Raw genomic sequence first — 19,576 nt, forward strand, 5'->3', positions numbered from 1 at the left:
TGCCGGCCGGCCCCCTCGGGCGTAAGAATGCGTCAGTCCGGGTGAAGGACCCCTCGCCATTGGTGTGCACGGGACGGCTCTTCGGCCAGGGCGGGAGGCCGGGCGATGGGGCGGGGAGCCGCGAATGACCGGCGAGCGCCCGAGACAGGGCGACGAGCGAGGCTGACGGCGAGGTCGGCTGTCCGGGGCGCGGGGCCGGCGCTCCCGTCCGATTCCGGGTCGGGCGCCGCTCATGGGTGACGCAGCCGCCCGCACCCCCCTCGTGAGGACGGGGAGCCGCGGCGATCGGGACGGCAGCGTCCCAATTCCCCCTGGGTGCACGGATTCCCTCATGCGCACACTTGGGCCATCAATCGATAGTTCACTACGGGACTTCATCGACAGCAGCCAGAATTGCCCTGTGTATGGCAATAGTTGGCCGACTGTCCAGCCGCCGATTCCCCTTGGCTACCGGGCGGATTGATTTCCTGCACCATTCCCGCCGAGCCCGCCGAGCCCGCCGTTCCCGCCGTTCCCGCCGTTCCCGCCGAGCTCACCGAGCCCGCCGTGGCCTGGCATCCGATCGGCAGCCCGGTGCGTGGAATGCCATGGGGGTGTTCCTCGCGGCGGAGCGTTCGGTCCGTCAGGAACCCTCGGCGTGTCGCGGAAGGACCCTGCTCGCAGCGCTCGTGGCCTGCTGAATTGCCCGTTTCGGAGGGGGCCGGAGCGTCTCTAGCCCACTCGTTACGCGACACGCCGACGACGCGCGCCGTCCAATGGGTGAATCCGCCGCCTTCCGCCACCCGAAGAGCCCACGGCGTACCTCGAATGCGACATTCTCAGGTGGTGCGCGGCCGCAATCCGGCCGACGGTGATCACGTCGCCACTGCGATCCGATGAGCCGACAAAGAGTCAGCCTTCGCAGTTGCGCCGAAAGGAACATGTCCCCATGCGCACTGCTCGCACCCTGTTCGCCTCAGCCGCCGTCACGGCGGTGCTTGCCATCTCTGCTCCGGCTGCGAACGCCATGATCACGGAGGACTTTGCGTCGGACAGCGCTTCCTCCAGCAACCACTCCCAGGCCACGAACGGCGACCGCGACCGTGACCGCGACCGCGGTCGGGACCGTGACCGTGACCGTGACCGCCGGCGTGACAACTGCCGCGATGGCCGTGACGGCCGCGATGGCCGCGGTGGCCGTGGCGGCCGCGATGGCCGCGACGGTCGTGACGGCCGCGATGGCCGCGATGGCCGCGACGGTCGGGGCAACGGCCGGGACCGTGACGGCGGGCGTGACTTCGGTCGCGACGGCCGCGACGGTCGTGACGGCCGTGGCCACGGACGTGACCACTGCCGTGACAACCGCAGGCCGAGCGGTGGTATGCACACCGGTGGCGGCGCCATGGCCAAGACCGTGCTCCGCGACTGGGACCAGGGCAGCGGCTACGGCGACGACCACGACAGGCGCGGCCGCGGTGACCGTGACCACGGTCGCGGCGGTGACCGTGACCACGGCCGTGGCGGCGACCGTGACCACGGCCGCGGCGGCTACGGCGACCACGACCGCGACGGCGGTCACGGTGGCTACGGCGACCACCGCAGGCCTCGCGGCGGTATCCACACCGGCGGTGGCGGCCTGGCGACCGGCGGCGGGATGGCTGCCGGCTCCGTGCTGATGCTCGGTGGCCTCGGCGCCGGTGCGTACATGCTGCGTCGTCGCAACGCCTCGGGTAACGCGGCTGCCTGATAGGGCACCCGCACGGAGACCGATGCGCTGTCGCGGCCACCGTTCCACGTGGACGGTGGCCGCGGCGATTGCGTTACCGATGTCCCCCTCACGCCTCGCCTCGCTCATGAAAGGCACCCTGACATGACCGCGCCGCAGTCGCCCCAGCCGAATTCGAATCCCTCCCGGACCGCTCCCGCGTCCCGCCCCGTTGGCCGCGGTCTGCTGTGGTCTGCGGGAGCTTTTCTGCTGGGCTCACTCCTCGTCTACAACTCCGTGGACACCTCGGCGGACGCCAAGCCGCCGTCCCATTCCGCGGCGGCCCAGTCCGCCGCACCGGGAAGCTCCGCCTCCCCGGCGGTCCCGGACCTGGCTCTGCCCCGTTCCGCACCGAAGCGGGTGACGATTCCGCAGATCGCCGTCGATGCGCCCTTCACGCCCTTGACCCTGGGACCGACCGGGCAGCTCAACGCGCCGCCCGCAGGGGACAAGAACCTCGTCGGCTGGTACAAGGACGGCGCGGCGCCGGGCGAGCGCGGATCGGCGATCATCGCCGGCCACGTGGACACCAAGACCGGACCGGCGGTATTCCTGCAACTCGAATCGCTCAAGCCCGGCAACACGATCAACATCACCCGCGAAGACGGCATCGTCGCCACCTTCAAGGTCGACTCCGTCGAGACCTTCAACAAGGCGAGATTCCCCAACGAACGGGTCTACGCCGACGCCCCCACCGCGCAGCTCCGCGTGATCACCTGTGGTGGCGCCTACGACCGGAAGGTCAAGGACTACGTCGACAACATCGTGGTGTTCGCCCACCTCGCCTCGTTCAGAAACGCCTGAGCGGGCTCCCTTCACACCGCGAAGACCACCCGGCATGCCGGACGAGCCCAGGCCGGCGCTCCACCGCCCGGCCTGGGCTCCGTCGCTCCAGAGGGTGTCCGCAACGTCCCGCCTGGGTCGCGACGGGACGGTGCGGACACCCCCTTGGTCAGTCCCGCACGCTCCCGTCCCAGCGCCATGTGGTGCGCCGCGGGCGGTCCGGCAGGTCGGCGCGTCCGGTGGCCCACAGGAGGGCGCGCCAGGGGTCGGCGGTCTCCGGGACGTCCGGGAACAGCCGGGCGAGCACCCGGGCGCACACGTCGGCGGGTGGGTTCCAGGCGAGCCCGAGGCCTTCCGCCAGGTCATGCGTGTGCACCAGGGTCTCCACGGCGCCCATCGCGGCGAAGCCCTCCGGGTCCGACACCCCGAACACATGGTGCGCGCGCACCTTCGGCGGCGTCGTACGGACCATGGCGACCAGCAGCGCGCCGCTCGCCTCCAGCGCCTGCAGCAGCCCCGCAGGCCCCGCCGCACGGTCGGCGTGCACGGCGTTCGCGGGCCCGCCGGCCCGTCGGCTCTCCCACACGAAGGGCACGTTGCCCTCCAACGGAGGTCTCCTCGGGCCCAGTTGGACGGCGTAGGAGAAGAGATCGTCACTGAGGTGCTCGACGGTCTCCCAGCAGTCCCACTCCAGCGCACCGGCCCTGCCGTCCCATGCCGTCGACGGCGCCTGGCGCAGTACGGACACGGCGAGCTGCACGGTACGGTCCAGATCGTCCGCGGTGACGGCGGACGGCGGGGGCGTGGCTTCGGTGGTTCGGGGCATCGATCGGGACGTTGACAAGGACATGGTGGGACCGTACCGCGCACGAGCGGAGGAGCGGCGGCGCCGGGGCCTGCGGGTTGTCCGGTACCGGGATCTGACGGTCTATCGTGGGCCCATGTCCGCCCCAGAACTGATCCGTATCGTCTCCCGCGACTCGCCCATGGCGCTGGCCCAGGTGGAGCGCGTCCGCACCGAACTCGGTGCGTTGCACCCCGGTATCGCCACGGAGGTCGTCCCGGTCAAGACCACCGGCGACCGCTGGATGGGCGCCCTCTCCCAGGTCGAGGGGAAGGGAGCGTTCACCAAGGAGGTCGACGCCGCCCTCCTGGCCGGTGAGGCGGACCTCGCGGTGCACTGCGTCAAGGACATCCCCGGCGACCGACCGCTGCCGGCCGGCACGACCTTCGCCGCCTTCCTGGAGCGCGATGACGTCCGGGACGCGCTGATCCACCCCGGCGGGCTCACGCTCGACGAACTTCCCGCGGGCACCCGGATCGGTACCTCGTCGGTCCGCCGGATCGCCCAGCTCGCCGCCTCCCATCCGCATCTGGAGTGCGTACCGATGCGCGGCAACGCCAACCGCCGGATGGAGAAGCTCGCGGCCGGCGAGGCGGACGCACTGCTGCTGGCCGTCTCCGGCCTCGAACGCATCGGCCGTACGGACGTGATCACCCAGATCCTGTCCGTGGACGAGATGTGCCCGCCCATCGGCGCGGGCGTGCTGGCCCTCCAGTGCCGCGAGGACGACACCGACACCATCGACGCCGTCAGCGGCCTGGGGCACCCCCAGACGTTCCAGGAGACCACCGCCGAACGCATGCTGCTGCACGTCCTGCAGGGCCACTGCAACAGTCCGATCGCCGGCTACGCCAAGACGGACCGCCGCGGCGAACTGTCGCTGCGTGCCTGTGTGTTCACCCCGGACGGCAAGACGGTCCTCAACGCGCACGAATGGGCCGGCCCGCTCACCCCGGAAACGCTCGGCACGTCGGTAGCCGTCGCCCTGCTGCGCCAAGGCGCCCGCGAACTGATCGACGGCATCGTGCACTGAGTTTCTCGGCGTCCCGGTCCCCGTCGAGGCGGTGGCTCCGGGGACGGCAGCTCCGGAAGGGGCGGTGATTGGGGGGCTGATGGGCCCGTCAGGTTCGGGTTCATCGCCCGCCATCGGATGCATTGTCGCCGCCTGACACCGCCCCGGGCAGCGGGGCTTCGTTTTGCGCTCATGAATTGTCGCTTCCTGCTGGTGCCCCCTGGAGGCCCCGGTCGGCCGGTCTCTCCGGGAAGCAGGTCACATCGGGTACGAACACGCTCAGCCGGTAGGTGGTCGGTTTGATCAGGCGGCCGCAGAGTGTGTCCAGGCGGGTCCTGGACCAGTCGATCTGCTCGGGCCCGGCTCGGAGGTGGCGTATCTGGGCCCGGAACACTGACGGGTCCTGGGCCTCGACGAGGATCTTCCAGTGGCCGGCGTCATCAGCAGCGGATCGTGCGGCGGACTGTCGTTGGTGCTCCTGCTGTTGCCGCTTTCTCTTCCGCTGTCCTGGCATCGGCTCAGGATTGCGGTCGGCCGGGACTGCGGCAAGTCGATTCCCAAGTGGCTTGGTCGGCACGGTATTTGGTGGCGTGGTGAGAGGGGTGGGCGGGCCGGGTGGCAGGGGCGCGACAGGCGGTTCGGTGTCACGTGGAGCCGGATGGTGAAGGGGCTGTCGTTGCCCGGTGGGAGCGTTGGGGCGGGGGCGGGCAGCGTGCCTGCGTGGCGGGGCCGGTGGTCTCAGGGGCTGGGATGATCTTTTGCGTGCTCGCCGCGCACATGACACGATGTCCAGCGCCGCACGGGCGGCGGCACACGTGTGGGGACAACCTCCCTTTGCGCACCACGATTTCCACCGTGGTGCTCCCTTCTTCCCAGGGCGGCCAGAACCTACCAAGCCGCAGCACACAGATTTACAAGGGAACGGGACCAGACATGACGACTTCCACACACCCCTCCAGTCCTACGCCGATCTACGAAGAGCTTGTCGAGGAGCACGGGGACATTCTCGCCGAGGCCCGCGAGGCCGCCGAGCGTTCGCAGCGGACGGCGTCCCAGGCGCTGGACTGGAGCGATCTGCACCGGCGCGCCTGAAAGCCGCGCTCGCTCGAGGAGGAGTGTTCGCCGGAGGGCGCGCTTCTCGCTCGACTTTATGGGAGTGCGTCCACCAGTCGCGGTGGTGCCGCCTGCTTCCAGGAATCCACCAGGATGTCCCGTAGTTCGGTCAGGTCCTCGAGCGCGGCCAGTCGTACCCTCACCCAATGCGAGCTCGCCTCGTGCGGCGGTACCCAGAACTTCTCCGGTTCCGCTGCGATCAGCTCCTTGCGTTCATGAATGGGGCATCGCACGGCGAATGACGTTTCATCGTCGGGGATCGTGATGAACATCTTTCCGGCGACCCGGAAGGTGGGCATCTCCCAGGCTTCCTTCTCCACTGTCTCGGGCAGTGAGAGGGCGATACGTCGGACGTCGGTGGAATCGATCACGGTCACTACCTTAGACGTGCGGTAAAGCGTACGAACAGGGTTTCCCGGGCTGTCTCGTCTCTGTGCGCCGGACTTCCCGGTGCGGCAGCTCGCGCGCCCGGCCCGCTCAGGACGTCGAGTGTGTCCCTTTGTCCCGGATCAGATTCTCGACGTGATCGAAGCGCTCGTGGAGCGTATGCAGCTCGGAACGCAGCGCCTCCGCGTCCTCGCGCGCATGGGTGCCCACGGCTTTGCCCAGGCGGGCCATGTCCTGCTCCGCCTTTCCGACGAACCACGTGGCGAGGGCCGCTGTGATGACGCCGAATGCCGTAATGGCGCTGAGCATCAGCAGAGAAGCGATGATGCGGCCCCACAGGGTGACGGGATAGAAATCCCCGTATCCGACGGTGGTCGCCGTCTCGATCGACCACCACAACGCCTTCGGATATGACGTGATATTGGCGTGCGGCGCACCGGATTCGGCGACCACGACCAGCGCGGCGCCCGCGAGAAGTACCGCGGTCATGACCACGGTGACCCAGAGCGCCGCTTGTGCGTGCAGTCGGCGCCATGCCTCGTTATGGAAGAAGCGATTCAGTACGGACAAGAGAAACGACGGCACCAACGGGCGTCACCTTCCACTGTGGCCTGGTGGGAAACCGGCCTTCCGCCATCGCCGACATTAACAGGAGGTAAGACCGTGCCTGGATATGTCGGCGGTGGTCGGGGCGTGGTGTGGTGGTGAATTCTGGCGGTTATTTCGTTGATCCGGAGCCGCCGTTCTTCGCCGTGAGTGCTCAGCGTGAGGAATTGCTCGGGTGTGGTGTTGCGGGCGGATCGCCACGCACGGCGTGCAGATAGAGGGCCAGGGTGTCGATCGTGAAGTACGAGCTGTAGGAGACGTCCGGGAAGTCGCCGCCCGTGTGGTAGCCGCCGATGACGCCGATCAGGGCGTAACCGGTGAAGTCCCGCACCAGGAACGGGCCGCCGGAGGTGCCGCCGATATAGCCCGCGCAGGCGATCTCCAGGAAATCGCCGGGCGCGGCCGGATCGGTGCTGGTGTAGCGGTGGGTGGCGGAGGTGCAGTCGAGGGGCTTGGGGTGGGTGCTGTCCTTGTTGCCGGGGTAGCCGATGAGCCGTACGTTGCGGTGCTCATAGCCCGGGTACGGCACGAGGTGGAATCCGCCGGTCACCGCCTCCACCTCGGCACCGTCCGCCCGCGCCCCGAGCCGCACGACCGCATAGTCCCAGCGGGCGCCGGCAGCCGTGCCGAGGTCGTAGTACCGCTGGTCGAGGTAGAGGCGCTCGACGGGGTAGATCCCGTGCGGTTTCAGTCCGTCGTGATATTGCGGCACGAAGGAGAGATGCCGCTTCGGGTCGGGGGAGCGCAGACAGTGGGCGGCGCTGACCACCAGGTCGCGGTGCGGGCTGCGGACGACCGTGCCGCCGCAGAACCGGCCCGTGCTGCCGCCGTCCGTCCAGAAGAACGTCCCCACCTGGGGGAGGCCGTCGAAGGGGTGGCTCGGCGGGGTGTCGGCCGTCGCCGGGCGCCGGGCCGTCGCGCTCTTTCTCACGGTGGCCGGTCGCGCCGCCCGCATCCGCCGCGGCGTCCAGTACGCGTCGGCCGACGCGGCGGCGAGGCGTGAACGGTGCCCGTGACCGGCTCCATGGCCGGAGCCGTGTCCCTGCCCGTGGCCGTGTCCGTGGGGGTTCGGGGCGGGTGCGGCGTGCGCCGGTGGTGACGGGGCGAGGGTGAGCGACAGGCCGAGCAGCAGTGTGGTGAGCAGTGGGGCGAAGCGGCGGCATACGGCGATCGGTCTGCTCATGAGCCAGGTCCTCCCGGGGGCCGGCGTACGGAAGGAGAGACATGCGCGAGGCGAGCGTGCCATGGTCCTACGGGCGGGGAGCGGATGGCGAGAGAGCGGGCGGAGGCTGTGACATGCCTTCGTCTGCCCGTCTGCCCGTCTGCCCGTCTGCCCGTCTGCCCGTCTGTCTGCCCCGGCCGCCCGTCCCGTCGGTCCGGTTCGCCGCGATGGACCGGTTCGCCGCGATGGGCCGGTCGGCGGGACGGCGGGACGAGGAGCGAGGGGCGAGGGATCAAGGGAACGACGGGCGCCGGGCCCCGCTGACCGGCCCCCGCCCGCGCCGGTCAGTCCGCGGGCAGGTGCCGGGCGAAGAACGCGTGCACATGACTGCGGACCAGGGGAACGGACACTGTCGGCTCGATCGCGCCGACCAGCTTGATCCGGTTGGCGGCGGTCATCAGGCCGGCGGCCTGCAACTGGGGCGCGATGGCGGCGTAGCCGGTGAACACGCCGTGCGCGGCGTGGTCGCACTGCCGGCGGCTGGTGTGGCCGGGGGAGCGGGCGAGCATTGCCGACCAGGAACGCTCCAGCTCCTTCCGGTAGGGGAAGCCATCGGTTCCCAGCAGGAGCAGCGGCCGGTTCGTGCCGTATTGGGCGATCGGGAAGAGCTTCCCTTCCTGGCCGGGGGACTCCGGCGGGTGGTCCAGAAAGCCCTCAAGGTTGACCGCGGCGTGGATGCGCCGGTCCTCGTACATCGCCTCGGCCGCGGTGGTGCCGCCGGCCGAGTGGCCGTAGATGCCCACCTGCCGCAGATTCAGGGCACGACCGAGGTGCTCCGGCAACGGGCGACCGTCCGCGTCCGGGTTCCGTCCGGCTGCCAGCGCTTCCAGCTGGTTCAGCACGAAGCGGATGTCCGCGATCCGGGTGCCGATCACCGTGCGGAACATCTTCGGGTCCGTGCGGGGGTTTCCTCGGAAGACCGTTTCGCGGACCTTCTTCCGCCCTGCTCGCGCGTGGGGGAACTCGACCTCACTGCCATCGCCGGGGTGGTCGATGGTCACGACCACGTGGCCATGGCTGGCCAGTTCTTCGGCGATGCCGGTGCCGAGGGTGCGCGGGTCGCCGCCACCCGGGCTGTACAGCAGCACCGGTCGCGGTACGGCCTGCGCGGGCGCGCCCGTGTGCGCATGCGTCATGGTGGCTGCCCAGTTCACGCCTTTCGTAGGAAGCCCCTCATGGAAGAGCGGGTCGATGAACGGCAGACGCGTCGCGGCGCCCTGCGTCATCTGCGGTGCGACCGGGTAGCCGTGGACGGTGCGGGACGGATAGAAGACCGTTGCCATCACTTCGCGATCGGGGAGCGGCTCCCATGGGTCACGTCGGGATCGATCGACCAAATACAGCGTGGTGACCCCGATCCGGTGCGGTCCGGTCGGCGCCGGCAACCGTACGGTGAGGTCCTTCGCGCTGCGCGGCCCCCCGGACCCTGCGTGCGCCGTGCCGCAGCCGGTCAGCAGCATCGTGGCCGCCAGGGCGGCTGACTTGGTGAACGTCCGACGGTGCACGCCCACTTCGGGCTCGCCCCCGGGTCCGCCCGCGCGGCCGTAGTCCGGCGCGGACGCTCCGCCCGCTCGCGCACCACCATTGACGCCATCTCGGAACATGGCTCTCCCCTTGTGCCTCTGTGAGGTCGGTCCTTGTGCTTCTCGGCGGCCCCCTGAGTGAATACCGGGGGCGTGACCTGGAGATTGGCATCCGGCGGGGAGAGCGGACCATCGTTCAGGCCCTGCCCTGAACGATGGCGATGTGGCGGTGGGGAGAGTAGTGATCCGGATTCATTTCACGGCCGGCGATTTCGCCCGGGTCCGCTTCGCCCCCCGGCCGGCGCCGCTTCAGGAGCTGAACGTGGCTCTGATGAAGATGTGTTACCCGGACGACGAACTGCTCTTCGGCCGCTGGCGACGACGGCTGATCCGCTCCCTGCCACCCGCCGTCCAGCCGCTCGGTGAGCTGGTCCCCGCCGGGGTGGCCCCCCATTTCCTCGATGTCTTCAGCGACACCCTGAAGGACGGACTGGACGCGGTCCGGGCCGCGCCTGCGCATCTGGTCCGCTCCGAAATCGAGCGGGTCCACGCCCGGCAGCCGTCACCGGCGCCGCCGTGGCTCCGTGATCTGCACAGGGGTGACGACACCGCCTGGCAGGTACTCCGCCGCGCCCAGCATGCGGCCTTCGAAACGGCCCTGCGCCCCGTATGGCCCGTGGTGCAGGACCTCCACCAGGCGGAGTTCACCCGCCATGCCCTGGCCGTCGCCGAGCACGGCATCGGCGCCGCGCTCACCGAACTCGTCCCGGGCGCACGGCTGCACGAGGACGTCTGGCGCTGCGAGGCGCCCTACGAAATCGACATCCAGCTGCGCGGGCGCGGAGTGCTGCTGCTGCCCACCTTCCACTGGACCGGCCACCCCCTCATCTCCGACCTGCCGGGCCGCCCCGTGGCCGTGACCTACCCGGCCGGACCAGGACTGCCGCTGTCGCCGGCCGCGGCGGTCGGCACGAACGAGGCGCTCGCCGGCGTGCTGGGCCGCACCCGCTTCGAGACCCTGCTGCACCTCGCGGCGGAGCACACCACCAGCCAACTCGCCCGGCGGCTCAACGTCAGCAACGCCACCGCTTCCGCCCACACGGCCGCACTGCGCGGCGCGGGCCTGATCACCACGACCCGCGCGGGACGGTCGGTCCTGCACCGGCGTACGGCACTGGGGAGTCTTCTGGTGCAGCGGCGTGACCAGTCAGGGAGCACTGGAGGATGAGGGCTCTGGCTTGTGCGCCCTCGGCTTGCAGGTGCGAGGGGCGAGGGGCGAAGGGCGAAGGTCGGTCGCTCGCGGAAGGGGCGGTCCGAGGTGTGGCGGTCTCGCAGTAGAGTGCGATCCGGAGTGCGTTTCGACAGCGGTTCGTGGTGCGCTTCGGATAGGGTGGCGGCGGAGGTGTTCGCCGTGCCCAATGATCCGGACGAGCTGTTCGCGTCGGTCGATGCGCTGCTCGCGCAGGCGGCCGCGCCGGACGCGCTGCCGGAGCCGGCCGAGCGCAAGCGGCTGCGGGAGGCCGGCGGGCTGAGCCAGGACCAGGTGGCCAAGGCGCTGTCGGTACGGCGCGAGACCATCACCAGTTGGGAGTTGGGCCGGACCGAGCCGCGGTCACCGAAGCGCGCCGCCTACATCCGGCTCCTGGAGGGCCTGGCCGAACGCTTTCCGGCCCAGGGGGCCCGCGCTCACGGCAGTGAGCCGACGCCTGCTGCGTCTGAAGGGTGCCCCGGCTCTGCGGCCGCACACCCGCAGGCGGCTCCGGCTCCGCACGAGGTGCACGGTCCGGCTGCGGCTCCCGCTCCGCACCAGGTGCCCGGTCCGGCACCTGAGGGTGCCGCCGAGCCGGTGCCTGCACCGGTTTCCGACCCCGCGGCCGCCTCCGTCCCGGCCCCAGCCCGGTCGGGACGCACCGTACCCGCTTCGGTGACCCCGTCCTCATCCTCATCCTCATCCTCGCCCTCGTCCTCGGCTCGACGGCCACCCGCAACGAAGGCCGCAACGAAGGCCGCGTCGAGACGGCCGGTGGAGGCGAAAAGACCGGCGTCAACCCCGACCCCCGCCCCCGACCCCCGGTTCGCCCACGGCCCGCTCGCCGTACTGGACGGCGACGGCTCGGCGTTCTGCGTCGACGGCCTGGTGCTCGACTGCCCCGCCAAGACCTTCCCGGCTCTGGTCAACTGGGCGCTGACCGAGGCGAAGCTTGGCGCGCCCCGCCTCCACCGTCACGGAAAGGACGCCGATCCGCTCGTCGTCATCACTGCCGAGGCCGCCGAACGCCTCGGCCTGCCCTCCGTGTTGGAGGACCGTCGCGGTCTGCGGCTGCCCGAGGACCACCCGGTCGTCCGGCAGCTCCTGCGCGCTGAGTGGCGGCTCACCCGCCGTGGCTTCGGGCCCTGGCCGCGGGTCTACCGGCCGGTGCAGGGGGGCGGGGAACGGCAGTGTGTGCAGTTCGCGATCCTTCCCTGGGGTGCGCTGGACACGCGCTCCTGGGGGGAGTCGGACCAGCTGCCGCCGGCCGAACTCGCACGGGTACTCGGCTCGTACGCGACCCGGGTCATCACCCCGCGCGGCTCGACGGCCGTTTGCGGTCTGGAGCTGATGACGGCACTGCGCCCACCGACCCGCCCCGTAAGGGACGAGGCGACCGGCTCATGGGTATCCGGACCGAACCCCGGCGCCCTGACCGAGTCCGTCGACCCCGCGCCCCCCGAGGCGCCCGCTGAGCACCCGATCGTCGCCGCTCACCACCCCCGTCACCACGAACGCACCCCGGACCAGGCCCTGGACGAGGAGGCCTACGACTGGTTCCGGCCGCTCACCGACGACGAGTGCGCCCAGGGTTACCCCTACGGCGTCGGGATCGACGTCAATATGGCCTTCGCCGCCGCCGCCAACCGCCTCAACGTCGGGACCGGCCCGGCGACACACGTCAACTCCCCGGCGTTCGACCCCAAACTGCCCGGCTCCTGGCTCGTGGACCTCTCCCACATCGACCTCGACCCGCGGCTCCCGTCGCCCTTCACCCCTAAGGGCACCCGGCCCACCGGCCCCGCCTGGTACGCGACCTCGACCGTCGCCTACGCGGTGGAGCTCGGTGCCGTCGTGCAGCCGATCGAGGCGTACGTCCGGTACGAGCACGGCGCCTACCTGGACGCCTGGTACACCCGGCTGCGCGATGCGTACATGGCCACCATGGCGGATCTCGGTGTCACCGCCGGTATGCCGGACGACGCGTTCCTGGCCGCCATGGCTCAGCACAAGGATGTCGATCCGGGACAGGCCGCCGTACTGTCGGCCATCAAGTCCGCAGTCAAGGGCGGTATCGGCAAGCTCCGTGAGCGGCCGCAGGGCATCGGCTACACCTACGGTGAGCGATGGCCCGCTCTGGAGCGGCCGACCTGGAGTCCGCACATCCGGGCGGAGCTGATCGGCAAGGCCCGCACCAACATGCACCGCAAAATGCGGAAGTTCGCATCGGTCGGTGTCTTCCCCGTCGCCGTGCTGTCGGATTGCGCCGTCTACCTGTCGCACGGTCCCGGCCCGGTCGACTTCCTGCCCCGTACGGAAGACGGCAAGCCGTTGCCGGGCGGATTCCGGCTCGGTGTCTCCCCGGGAATGGTCAAACACGAAGGTACTCAGGACTTCCTGTGGGTGGCCTTGATGATTGAGGACCAGCAGATCAACCCGGCCCGGCACATCAAGGGCAGCGACGCCGCCGCCGGCGGAGAGTAGGCAAACGCGATGGGCATCCTCGGCGACAGCCTCGACAAGGCCGCGGCGAATACCGCCACGCGCCCCATCCCGAAATCCGCCGGCGCGCAGATGCGCTTCCTGGTCAAGCACGAGAAGGGATCCACCAAAGCGGTGGCGCAACGGCTGGGCATCTCCCAGCGTACGGTCGAGCGTTACGTGAAAGAGCAGATCAAGCGACCCCGCAAGGAGCTGGCTGCCCGACTCATCGCCGAGGTCACCAAAGACTGGCAGCCGCGGGTCCGAGAACGGGCCAGGAAAAAGGCGGCCGACACCGGCGGCATCGTCATCGAAACCCGGGCCCGCTTCGGCTTCACCGCCGCACCCGGCAGCACCGACGACGGCCGAATCCGCCTCATCACCCAGCATCTGCCGCCGGCTTACGCGGCCCGCCTCTTCGACGCCCAAGCCACCGGAGCGACGGAGCAGCAGTTGCAGGACATCGCCGCCGAGGGCCTGCAGGAGATCTACTTCAAGGACCGCGGCCGACGGGCCGACGGGCTCCAGGTGGAATTCACCGATATCGACTACGTCGAGCTGGATTTCTAGCGACGGCGGTGGCTGGCGCGTAGAGCCCCCAGGCAACTCAGCCGAAGCACAACAGCCGTCTCCAGCTGTCACCGGGACAGGCTGCTGCCACCAGGGTTTCCGCGTCTGGCTTCGCAACCAACTTCGATGCGCCGGCGTCCAACTCGACGACGAACGGCTGCGATTACCCGGGAGAGCACGTGGCGACGAAGGACCGGACGACGGAAGCGGCGCGGGAGAAGGACCGCGAAAAGTGGATGGCGCGTTTCCAGGTACGGCTGGTCATGCAGCCGGGTGTGGACCGGGCGGTCGTGCTCCAGGCGGTCAAGGAAGTCACGGCCCACTGCGCGGAAACGGGAGAGCACCCGCGGACTGCCTTCGGCGACCCGGACGCCCACGCCCTGCAGGCCGCCGCGCGGCTGGCCCCGGCGGACCGGGCGGCGCGCGAGAGGCGGCAGAACGCCGTGGTGGACGGGCTCGGCTCCGTATTCAACAAGGTCAGGGACGTCGCCGGTCTGTGACCGGTTGAAGCGACCGCCGTCATGGCCCGGAGCACGGGCTTGACACAGCTTCTATCCGCCGGGCTGCGCGGCTGCGGGGCCTACGGCTCAGCAACGCCGCCGATCGGCGGCCTCGGCTCCTCGTCCCGGCCCCGTGGTAATGCGCTTGCCCGCCCGCAGGGTGGGTGTGCAGGCTTGCGCGGTGATATCCGAGTTGTGGCCTCGCCTCCTGACCTGGGAAGACGTCGACCCCGCCCGCTTCCCCTTCGATCGCGCGGCGGCGGCGCGGGTCGTGCGCTCGCTCGGTCCGGCCCGGTGCGTACCTCGCCGTCCTCATGGCCCCCTCGGCGATCAGATGGTCAGCACCTGGAGCTGGGACGAGGGCAAGGTCTGGGCGGATGCCATGTCGTACGCACTGATGGAGTGTTACGGCCGCTGGGTCGTGGGCTGGCGCTGGGCGCCCGACGAAGGCGACTTCGACGGCGGGCCCGTCGGGAGTTGGTGCTGCCCGGGGGACTCGATCACCACCCCGGAAGAGACGCTCGACCGGGTCGTCGCGGCGCTGTGCGAGTGGCGGGCGTGGCTGGAGGAGCTTGCCGGGCGGTTCGAGGCGTACGCCCTGGATCCCTCCGGCATCAAGGGCCAGCGGATTCTGTGGGAGCGCGCCGCCCGGAACCTGATCCAGCAGGTCGTCGACCGCACCGGCTGTGGCAGCGGCTGGTACACGCACTGCCGGCAGGTGCTCACGTGGTTCCTCAGCCGCTGGGGAGCCGAACCGGACACCGCGCAGGGCTTGGTCGACGAGGCAATCGGCGGGCGGTTCCACAGCTGGACCAGCCCAGAAACCGTGCTGATGGACGACGTCGCCGAGCGCCTCGCGCAGACGCTTCCGCCGGACGGCCGGGGGCGCTCGACCGCCCGGCGGCCGACCGGAGTCCGGCCTCCCGCAACGCCCGTCGACCACCTGGCACGGTGGCTCGACGTACGCGAGACCGTGGCCTGGCATGAGGCTCGCGACCTCGGCGGGGAGGGCCCGGTGAGGCCGACGCGCGACGGCGCGGCCGAGGACATCCGCGCCTTCGACGGCGCTCTGGACCCCGCGCGCGCCGAGGGCCTCCTCTCCGCACTCGAACTGCTCCGGACCGACGCGGCGCGCGGCACGCCGCTCGACTTCGCACTGCTCCAGACATGGCAGCAACACGTCCTCAACGCACAGCAGTTGCCCACGTTGCGCGCCCTGCCCGCCTTCGCCAAGGCCGGTCGGGAGCGATACGGCATCGTCCCCGCGATCCGGCCCCGCCTGGACGCCTGCTTGGCCGAGAGCAAGAAGTCCGACGGGGCGCCGCTTCCCCTGTCCGCCCGCGCGGCACGCGCCTACCTGGACGTCTGCTTCTTCCACCCCTTCGACAACGGGAACGCCCGCTCCGCCTTCCTCACCCTCGTCTTCGTCCTCGCCCGCGAAGGTGTCACGCTCGAAGACGTCGGTCTGCTCCGCCGCATCACCTTCCAGGCCGACAGCCCTCAGGACGCACTGAGCCTCACCAACTACATCGACCTCCACCTCGCGGAGACCCGGCGCGGCGTCGGCTTCCCCGGTAGATAGTCGGTGCCCGACGGGGCTGAGCCATCGTGTCGGCGGGGAAGTGCTTCAACTGGCGTGCTGGTCGGTGGAGATCAGCCGGCGCCGGCGCTCGGTGACGAGGGCCACGGCGGCCAGCACAGTCACGGGGACCGCCGCCCAAGCGGGCCATGCCAGCCGCGAGGAGGTGACGGCCGCGGCAGGCCGGAGCAGTACCAGCGATGATCTCCGCGTGGGAACGTCGCCGCCCGTAGCCAGGTATTCCGTCACGGTGAGTAAACAGGGTTCACTGTGGGGATGAGGTGGGGAGCGGGGGCGGCGACTGGCGTGATCGCCCCCTCCGCCCCCACTGCCCCCGCTCCGCCGCTTCGTCGCGAAGCCGATCGGTCGCCGTGCGCTTCGGGCGAGAGGTAATCTGAATTCACTGCACCTGCTCCCCAATGCCGGGGAGGGCCTATGACCGCCGGTGTGAGCCTCCGCCCCAGCAAGGCGGACGCACTCCGCTATACGCCCATTGCCGAACACGGAATGATCGGCGATATGCGGACCGCTGCGCTTGTCGGTACGAACGGCACCATCGACTGGTATTGCTGCGCACGCTTCGACGCCCCCAGTGTCTTCGGGGCGCTCCTGGACGCCGATCGCGGTGGGGCTTTTGAGCTGTCCGCCGATGTGCCCGCCCGGACGAAGCAGTTCTACTTTCCCGACACCAACATCCTGATCACGCGATTCTTCGCGGACAACGGTGTCGGCGAGGTCCAGGACTTCATGCCGATTGTCGACGACTCCGGTGAGGCGGACCGGCACCGGCTGATCCGGCGGGTGATCTGTGTGCGTGGATCGCTGCCGTTCGTCGCGCGGGTGGCGCCGCGCTTCGATTACGGGCGCAGTGTGCATGCCGTGAGCTGCCGCGAGGGCCAGGTGGTGTTCGACTCCCCGGGGCTTTCGCTGGCGTTGTCGTCCAGTGTTCCGGTGGAGATCGACGGTCCGGACGCCCGGTGCACCTTCACGCTGGACGAGGGCAGTTCCGCGGTGTTCGCCCTCGACCGGATCGGCAACGGGGTGGAGCCACGGGCTTGTCCGCTGATGGAGGCGGAAGACCTGTTCGGCGCCACGGTGCGGTATTGGCGTAACTGGTTGTCGCACTCCCGTTATCGCGGCCGCTGGCGGGAAATGGTGCACCGCTCCGCCCTGACCCTCAAGCTCCTCACCTATGCCCCGACCGGCGCCATCGTGGCCGCTCCCACGACCAGCCTGCCCGAACAGATCGGCAGCGAGCGGAATTGGGACTATCGCTATGCGTGGGTGCGGGACGCCGCGTTCTGCATTTATGCGTTGCTCAGGCTGGGGTTCACCGACGAGGCCAAGGCCTTTGTGCACTTCCTGTCCCAGAACGTCTGCCTCACGGAATGCCCCGCCGGTCCGCTGCAGATCATGTACGGCATCGACGGCCGCAGTGAACTGCCCGAGGAGGAACTCCTCCACTGGGAGGGCCACTTGGGATCGAGCCCCGTCCGAATCGGCAATGGCGCCGTCAACCAGCTCCAACTGGACATCTACGGGGCGCTCATCGATTCCCTCTACCTGTACGACAAATGGGGTGAGCCGCTGTCCAGCGATCATTGGGACACCGTCGGCAAGCTCGTGGACTGGGTCTGTGACAACTGGGACCAGCCGGACGAAGGTATTTGGGAGACCCGGGGAAAGACTCAGAACTTCCTGTACTCGCAACTGATGTGCTGGGTGGCGCTGGAACGGGCGATGCGGATCGCCGTTCACCGGGGGCTGCCGGCGGACATGATCCGCTGGGGAACGGCCCGGGACGCCATCTACCGGCGGATCATGGAGCGTGGCTGGTCCGGAAAGCGGCAGGCATTCGTTCAGCACGAGGGCGATGATGTGCTCGATGCCTCGGTTCTGATGATGCCGCTGGCCAAGTTCATCTCCCCGACGGACCCGAAATGGCTTTCCACCCTGGACGCCCTGGGTGAGGAGCTGGTGTCCGACTCCCTGGTCTACCGCTATGACCCCCGCAGCAGCCCGGACGGCCTGCGCGGTGAGGAAGGCACCTTCTCGATCTGCTCGTTCTGGTATGTCGAGGCGCTGTCCCGGGCCGGCCGGGTGGACGAGGCCCGGCTCGCCTTCGAGAAGATGCTGACCTACGGAAATCACCTCGGCCTGTACGCCGAGGAAATCGGCCGCACCGGCGAACAGACCGGAAATTTCCCCCAGGCCTTCACCCACCTGGCGCTCATCAGCGCGGCGTTCAACCTCGACCGGGCCTTGGGCTGAGGCCGCCGGCACGGGGCGGGCTCGGCTTCCCGCTCGTCCTCTGGACGCACACCGCGGACACCGCACTCTTCGTCGGCCCGGTCGCGGCGACTCCGTATGGCGCGGACCTGGCGTGCTACGTGGCATTCCTGGCGTCTGTGGCGGTCTATGCAGCTTTGCGGCTCTTTGGTGTGCGCCGACAGGAGTGAGGTGGCGGAGCGGGGCGCGGCTGCGCAGGGGGCGGAAGGGGAGACCCCCGGGCTCGGGGTGCGGCCGGTGGGGCTGCCGTCCTTCAGCCTGTTGCAGGGCGGACCGGTCTTTCGTCCTGCCGTACGGCGCAAGGGGTGCAACCCCTTTTACCCATCGGATCGTGCGGCAAACCGGCGGTTATTTCCGATTGCTCGTGGCAGATACGGGCACGCGAATGTCCGGAGGATGACAACTGTGGTTCCCCCTCTTCTGGTGCTGCTGCACTGATCGTTTTCGGTGCCGGAATCGGACGGTGAGCCCGATGGGCGACCCGGTCATCGGGCTCACCGTCCGGCTTCTGTCCCGGCGAACCGTTCCGCGGCAGTCGGCTTGCCCGTGGTGCATTGGGCAGGCCGGGGTTCGATCATTCCGATGTTGCGGAACGGCAAATATTTTCGTCCGAACTCGGAAATGTGTGGTTGATACCTCGGGAAGGGGGCACGCTTTCCGGCCTGAAGGCAAGTCGACGCGATACGAGGTGAGCTTTATCATGAGCACCGCCGAGGCTCCGCGCACGGTCACGGCGTTGCCGGTGCTGGAGCTTCAACTGAACTGCTATTCCGAAGTGGTCGGGCCCGCCCGGCACCTGGCTGCCACGTTCCTGGAACGCCTGGAGCCCGCTCTGGAAAAGGACACCAGGGACGCGGTGATCCTGGTCGTCTCCGAACTGGTCACCAACGCCGTACGTCATGCCGGAGGCCAGGTCTGCACCTTGCAGCTGACGGCCGACCCGCAGTCGGTCCTGGTCATCGTGGGCGACTCCAGCTCCGCACTGCCGCGTCCCCGCACCCCCGACGTGACCGGAGAGGGCGGCGGCTTCGGCTGGTCGATGGTCTGCCGCCTCGCGGAATCCGTCGAGGTCCACAGCAAGCAGGCAGGCAAAACCGTGACGGCGGTCATCTCCCGCCAGGACGCCTCGCAGGGCGGCCGCTCAGGCCGTGACGCAACCGCCACGGCCTGAGCGCGAACCGTCCGCCCCATTTCTCCGTGACCGTTGTCACCGCCGCTTACGTGGTGACCCCATGGAATTCAACGGGGGTATACACGCAATACGCGTGTCGCCGGGGAGAGCGGCCCCGCGATGAGTCTTCCCGTGAGCCGGAACGGCCGCCGCATCCCCGTTGCGTAGGGACGTGGTGGCCGAGCGCATTGGGCAGCCGCAACTCCCGTCATCGATACGGGCGACGGTCATCGTCGGCGGATGCGCCATGAGCGGCAGGAAACCCGGAATGCGTGAGGACGACGCCCGGAGTCCGTCCGAATTACTTGGTGGTGGAATCCGGTTCCGATTGTTGCGGGGGGCGTAGTCGGCCGCATCCATCGCGCCGTCAACAGCCCGGCCGGGTTTGCGGGGTTATAGGCCAAACCGCGCGGGGGGGTAAGTGGGGCCCCCAACCTGTAGGGGCCGCGCAGCCCCAGCAATAAACGCGGGCGGTGGGTTATAAACAACAGAACCGGCCCGCC

At 69.6% G+C, this 19,576-nt stretch carries 17 protein-coding genes; 11 read left to right on the forward strand and 6 right to left on the reverse strand.

Annotated features, from left to right (window positions below; genetic code table 11):
• Positions 1-955 precede the first annotated feature (955 nt).
• Positions 956-1,318: a hypothetical protein gene (locus ACFW5B_RS31145; RefSeq protein ID WP_386446976.1), complete on the reverse strand. Its 363-nt coding sequence runs from the start codon at positions 1,316-1,318 to the stop codon at positions 956-958.
• Positions 1,319-1,381: 63 nt separating this feature from the next.
• Between ACFW5B_RS31145 and ACFW5B_RS31150 the strand changes: the two genes are divergently transcribed.
• Together ACFW5B_RS31150 and ACFW5B_RS31155 are read left to right on the forward strand one after the other, a co-directional pair.
• Positions 1,382-1,726, forward strand: coding sequence for a hypothetical protein (locus ACFW5B_RS31150; RefSeq protein ID WP_386446979.1), 345 nt, complete (start codon positions 1,382-1,384; stop codon positions 1,724-1,726).
• Between the two features lie 123 nt (positions 1,727-1,849).
• The gene (locus ACFW5B_RS31155) at positions 1,850-2,548 is read left to right on the forward strand and encodes a class F sortase (RefSeq protein WP_386446982.1); all 699 of its coding nucleotides are present in this window, start codon (positions 1,850-1,852) and stop codon (positions 2,546-2,548) included.
• 148 nt (positions 2,549-2,696) lie between these two features.
• Here the strand turns inward: ACFW5B_RS31155 and ACFW5B_RS31160 are convergent, their stop codons facing one another.
• A complete protein-coding gene (locus ACFW5B_RS31160) occupies positions 2,697-3,353 on the reverse strand; it encodes a maleylpyruvate isomerase N-terminal domain-containing protein (protein WP_386446985.1) in 657 nt (218 codons plus the stop codon).
• A 115-nt stretch (positions 3,354-3,468) separates the two neighbouring features.
• Here ACFW5B_RS31160 and hemC point away from each other — a divergent pair, with 115 nt between their 5' ends.
• The gene (hemC, locus tag ACFW5B_RS31165) at positions 3,469-4,404 is read left to right on the forward strand and encodes a hydroxymethylbilane synthase (RefSeq protein ID WP_386446988.1); all 936 of its coding nucleotides are present in this window, start codon (positions 3,469-3,471) and stop codon (positions 4,402-4,404) included.
• A 912-nt stretch (positions 4,405-5,316) separates the two neighbouring features.
• Entirely contained in the window at positions 5,317-5,475 is a 159-nt protein-coding gene (locus ACFW5B_RS31170; RefSeq protein WP_386446991.1) for a hypothetical protein, read from the forward strand.
• Between the two features lie 56 nt (positions 5,476-5,531).
• On the opposite strand, the gene ACFW5B_RS31175 is transcribed toward ACFW5B_RS31170, so the two are convergent.
• The 4 genes from ACFW5B_RS31175 to ACFW5B_RS31190 all read right to left on the reverse strand — a co-directional run bounded on the left by ACFW5B_RS31175 (position 5,532) and on the right by ACFW5B_RS31190 (position 9,315).
• Positions 5,532-5,867: an MmcQ/YjbR family DNA-binding protein gene (locus ACFW5B_RS31175; protein WP_386446994.1), complete on the reverse strand. Its 336-nt coding sequence runs from the start codon at positions 5,865-5,867 to the stop codon at positions 5,532-5,534.
• A 106-nt stretch (positions 5,868-5,973) separates the two neighbouring features.
• Complete coding sequence (locus ACFW5B_RS31180; protein ID WP_386446997.1) at positions 5,974-6,468, reverse strand: potassium channel family protein; 495 nt, start codon at positions 6,466-6,468, stop codon at positions 5,974-5,976.
• 175 nt (positions 6,469-6,643) lie between these two features.
• A complete protein-coding gene (locus tag ACFW5B_RS31185) occupies positions 6,644-7,672 on the reverse strand; it encodes a trypsin-like serine peptidase (protein WP_386446999.1) in 1,029 nt (342 codons plus the stop codon).
• Between the two features lie 323 nt (positions 7,673-7,995).
• Positions 7,996-9,315, reverse strand: a complete 1,320-nt coding sequence (locus tag ACFW5B_RS31190) for an alpha/beta hydrolase (protein WP_386447002.1) — start codon at positions 9,313-9,315, stop codon at positions 7,996-7,998.
• Positions 9,316-9,475: 160 nt separating this feature from the next.
• Between ACFW5B_RS31190 and ACFW5B_RS31195 the strand changes: the two genes are divergently transcribed.
• From ACFW5B_RS31195 to ACFW5B_RS31225, 7 genes are all read left to right on the forward strand, one after another.
• Complete coding sequence (locus ACFW5B_RS31195; protein WP_386447005.1) at positions 9,476-10,462, forward strand: ArsR/SmtB family transcription factor; 987 nt, start codon at positions 9,476-9,478, stop codon at positions 10,460-10,462.
• Positions 10,463-10,645: 183 nt separating this feature from the next.
• Positions 10,646-12,967: a telomere-associated protein Tap gene (gene tap, locus ACFW5B_RS31200; protein ID WP_386447007.1), complete on the forward strand. Its 2,322-nt coding sequence runs from the start codon at positions 10,646-10,648 to the stop codon at positions 12,965-12,967.
• A gap of 9 nt (positions 12,968-12,976) precedes the next feature.
• Positions 12,977-13,534 (forward strand): telomere-protecting terminal protein Tpg, encoded by a 558-nt coding sequence (gene tpg, locus ACFW5B_RS31205; RefSeq protein ID WP_386447010.1) that lies wholly within the window; start codon positions 12,977-12,979, stop codon positions 13,532-13,534.
• A 179-nt stretch (positions 13,535-13,713) separates the two neighbouring features.
• Positions 13,714-14,034 carry a hypothetical protein gene (locus ACFW5B_RS31210; protein ID WP_386447013.1) on the forward strand — a complete coding sequence of 107 codons (321 nt, stop codon included), beginning with the start codon at positions 13,714-13,716 and terminating at the stop codon, positions 14,032-14,034.
• A gap of 181 nt (positions 14,035-14,215) precedes the next feature.
• On the forward strand, positions 14,216-15,616 hold the full coding sequence (locus tag ACFW5B_RS31215) for a cell filamentation protein Fic (RefSeq protein WP_386447016.1): 1,401 nt from the start codon (positions 14,216-14,218) through the stop codon (positions 15,614-15,616).
• 432 nt (positions 15,617-16,048) lie between these two features.
• The gene (locus tag ACFW5B_RS31220; RefSeq protein ID WP_386447019.1) at positions 16,049-17,884 is read left to right on the forward strand and encodes a glycoside hydrolase family 15 protein; all 1,836 of its coding nucleotides are present in this window, start codon (positions 16,049-16,051) and stop codon (positions 17,882-17,884) included.
• Between the two features lie 718 nt (positions 17,885-18,602).
• Positions 18,603-19,073: an ATP-binding protein gene (locus ACFW5B_RS31225; protein ID WP_386447021.1), complete on the forward strand. Its 471-nt coding sequence runs from the start codon at positions 18,603-18,605 to the stop codon at positions 19,071-19,073.
• Positions 19,074-19,576: the final 503 nt, after the last annotated feature.

This window comes from Streptomyces sp. NPDC058773 (genome assembly GCF_042746015.1).
Classification (GTDB): domain Bacteria; phylum Actinomycetota; class Actinomycetes; order Streptomycetales; family Streptomycetaceae; genus Streptomyces.

Excerpts from the sequence above, each read along its gene's own strand:
- ACFW5B_RS31150 (WP_386446979.1), top strand. The coding sequence starts at position 1,382 with ATGGCCAAGACCGTGCTCCGCGACTGGGACCAGGGCAGCGGCTACGGC.
- ACFW5B_RS31155 (WP_386446982.1), top strand. The coding sequence starts at position 1,850 with ATGACCGCGCCGCAGTCGCCCCAGCCGAATTCGAATCCCTCCCGGACC.
- ACFW5B_RS31160 (WP_386446985.1), bottom strand. The coding sequence starts at position 3,353 with ATGCCCCGAACCACCGAAGCCACGCCCCCGCCGTCCGCCGTCACCGCG.
- hemC (WP_386446988.1), top strand. The coding sequence starts at position 3,469 with ATGTCCGCCCCAGAACTGATCCGTATCGTCTCCCGCGACTCGCCCATG.
- ACFW5B_RS31170 (WP_386446991.1), top strand. The coding sequence starts at position 5,317 with ATGACGACTTCCACACACCCCTCCAGTCCTACGCCGATCTACGAAGAG.
- ACFW5B_RS31185 (WP_386446999.1), bottom strand. The coding sequence starts at position 7,672 with ATGAGCAGACCGATCGCCGTATGCCGCCGCTTCGCCCCACTGCTCACC.
- ACFW5B_RS31190 (WP_386447002.1), bottom strand. The coding sequence starts at position 9,315 with ATGTTCCGAGATGGCGTCAATGGTGGTGCGCGAGCGGGCGGAGCGTCC.
- tpg (WP_386447010.1), top strand. The coding sequence starts at position 12,977 with ATGGGCATCCTCGGCGACAGCCTCGACAAGGCCGCGGCGAATACCGCC.
- ACFW5B_RS31220 (WP_386447019.1), top strand. The coding sequence starts at position 16,049 with ATGACCGCCGGTGTGAGCCTCCGCCCCAGCAAGGCGGACGCACTCCGC.
- ACFW5B_RS31225 (WP_386447021.1), top strand. The coding sequence starts at position 18,603 with ATGAGCACCGCCGAGGCTCCGCGCACGGTCACGGCGTTGCCGGTGCTG.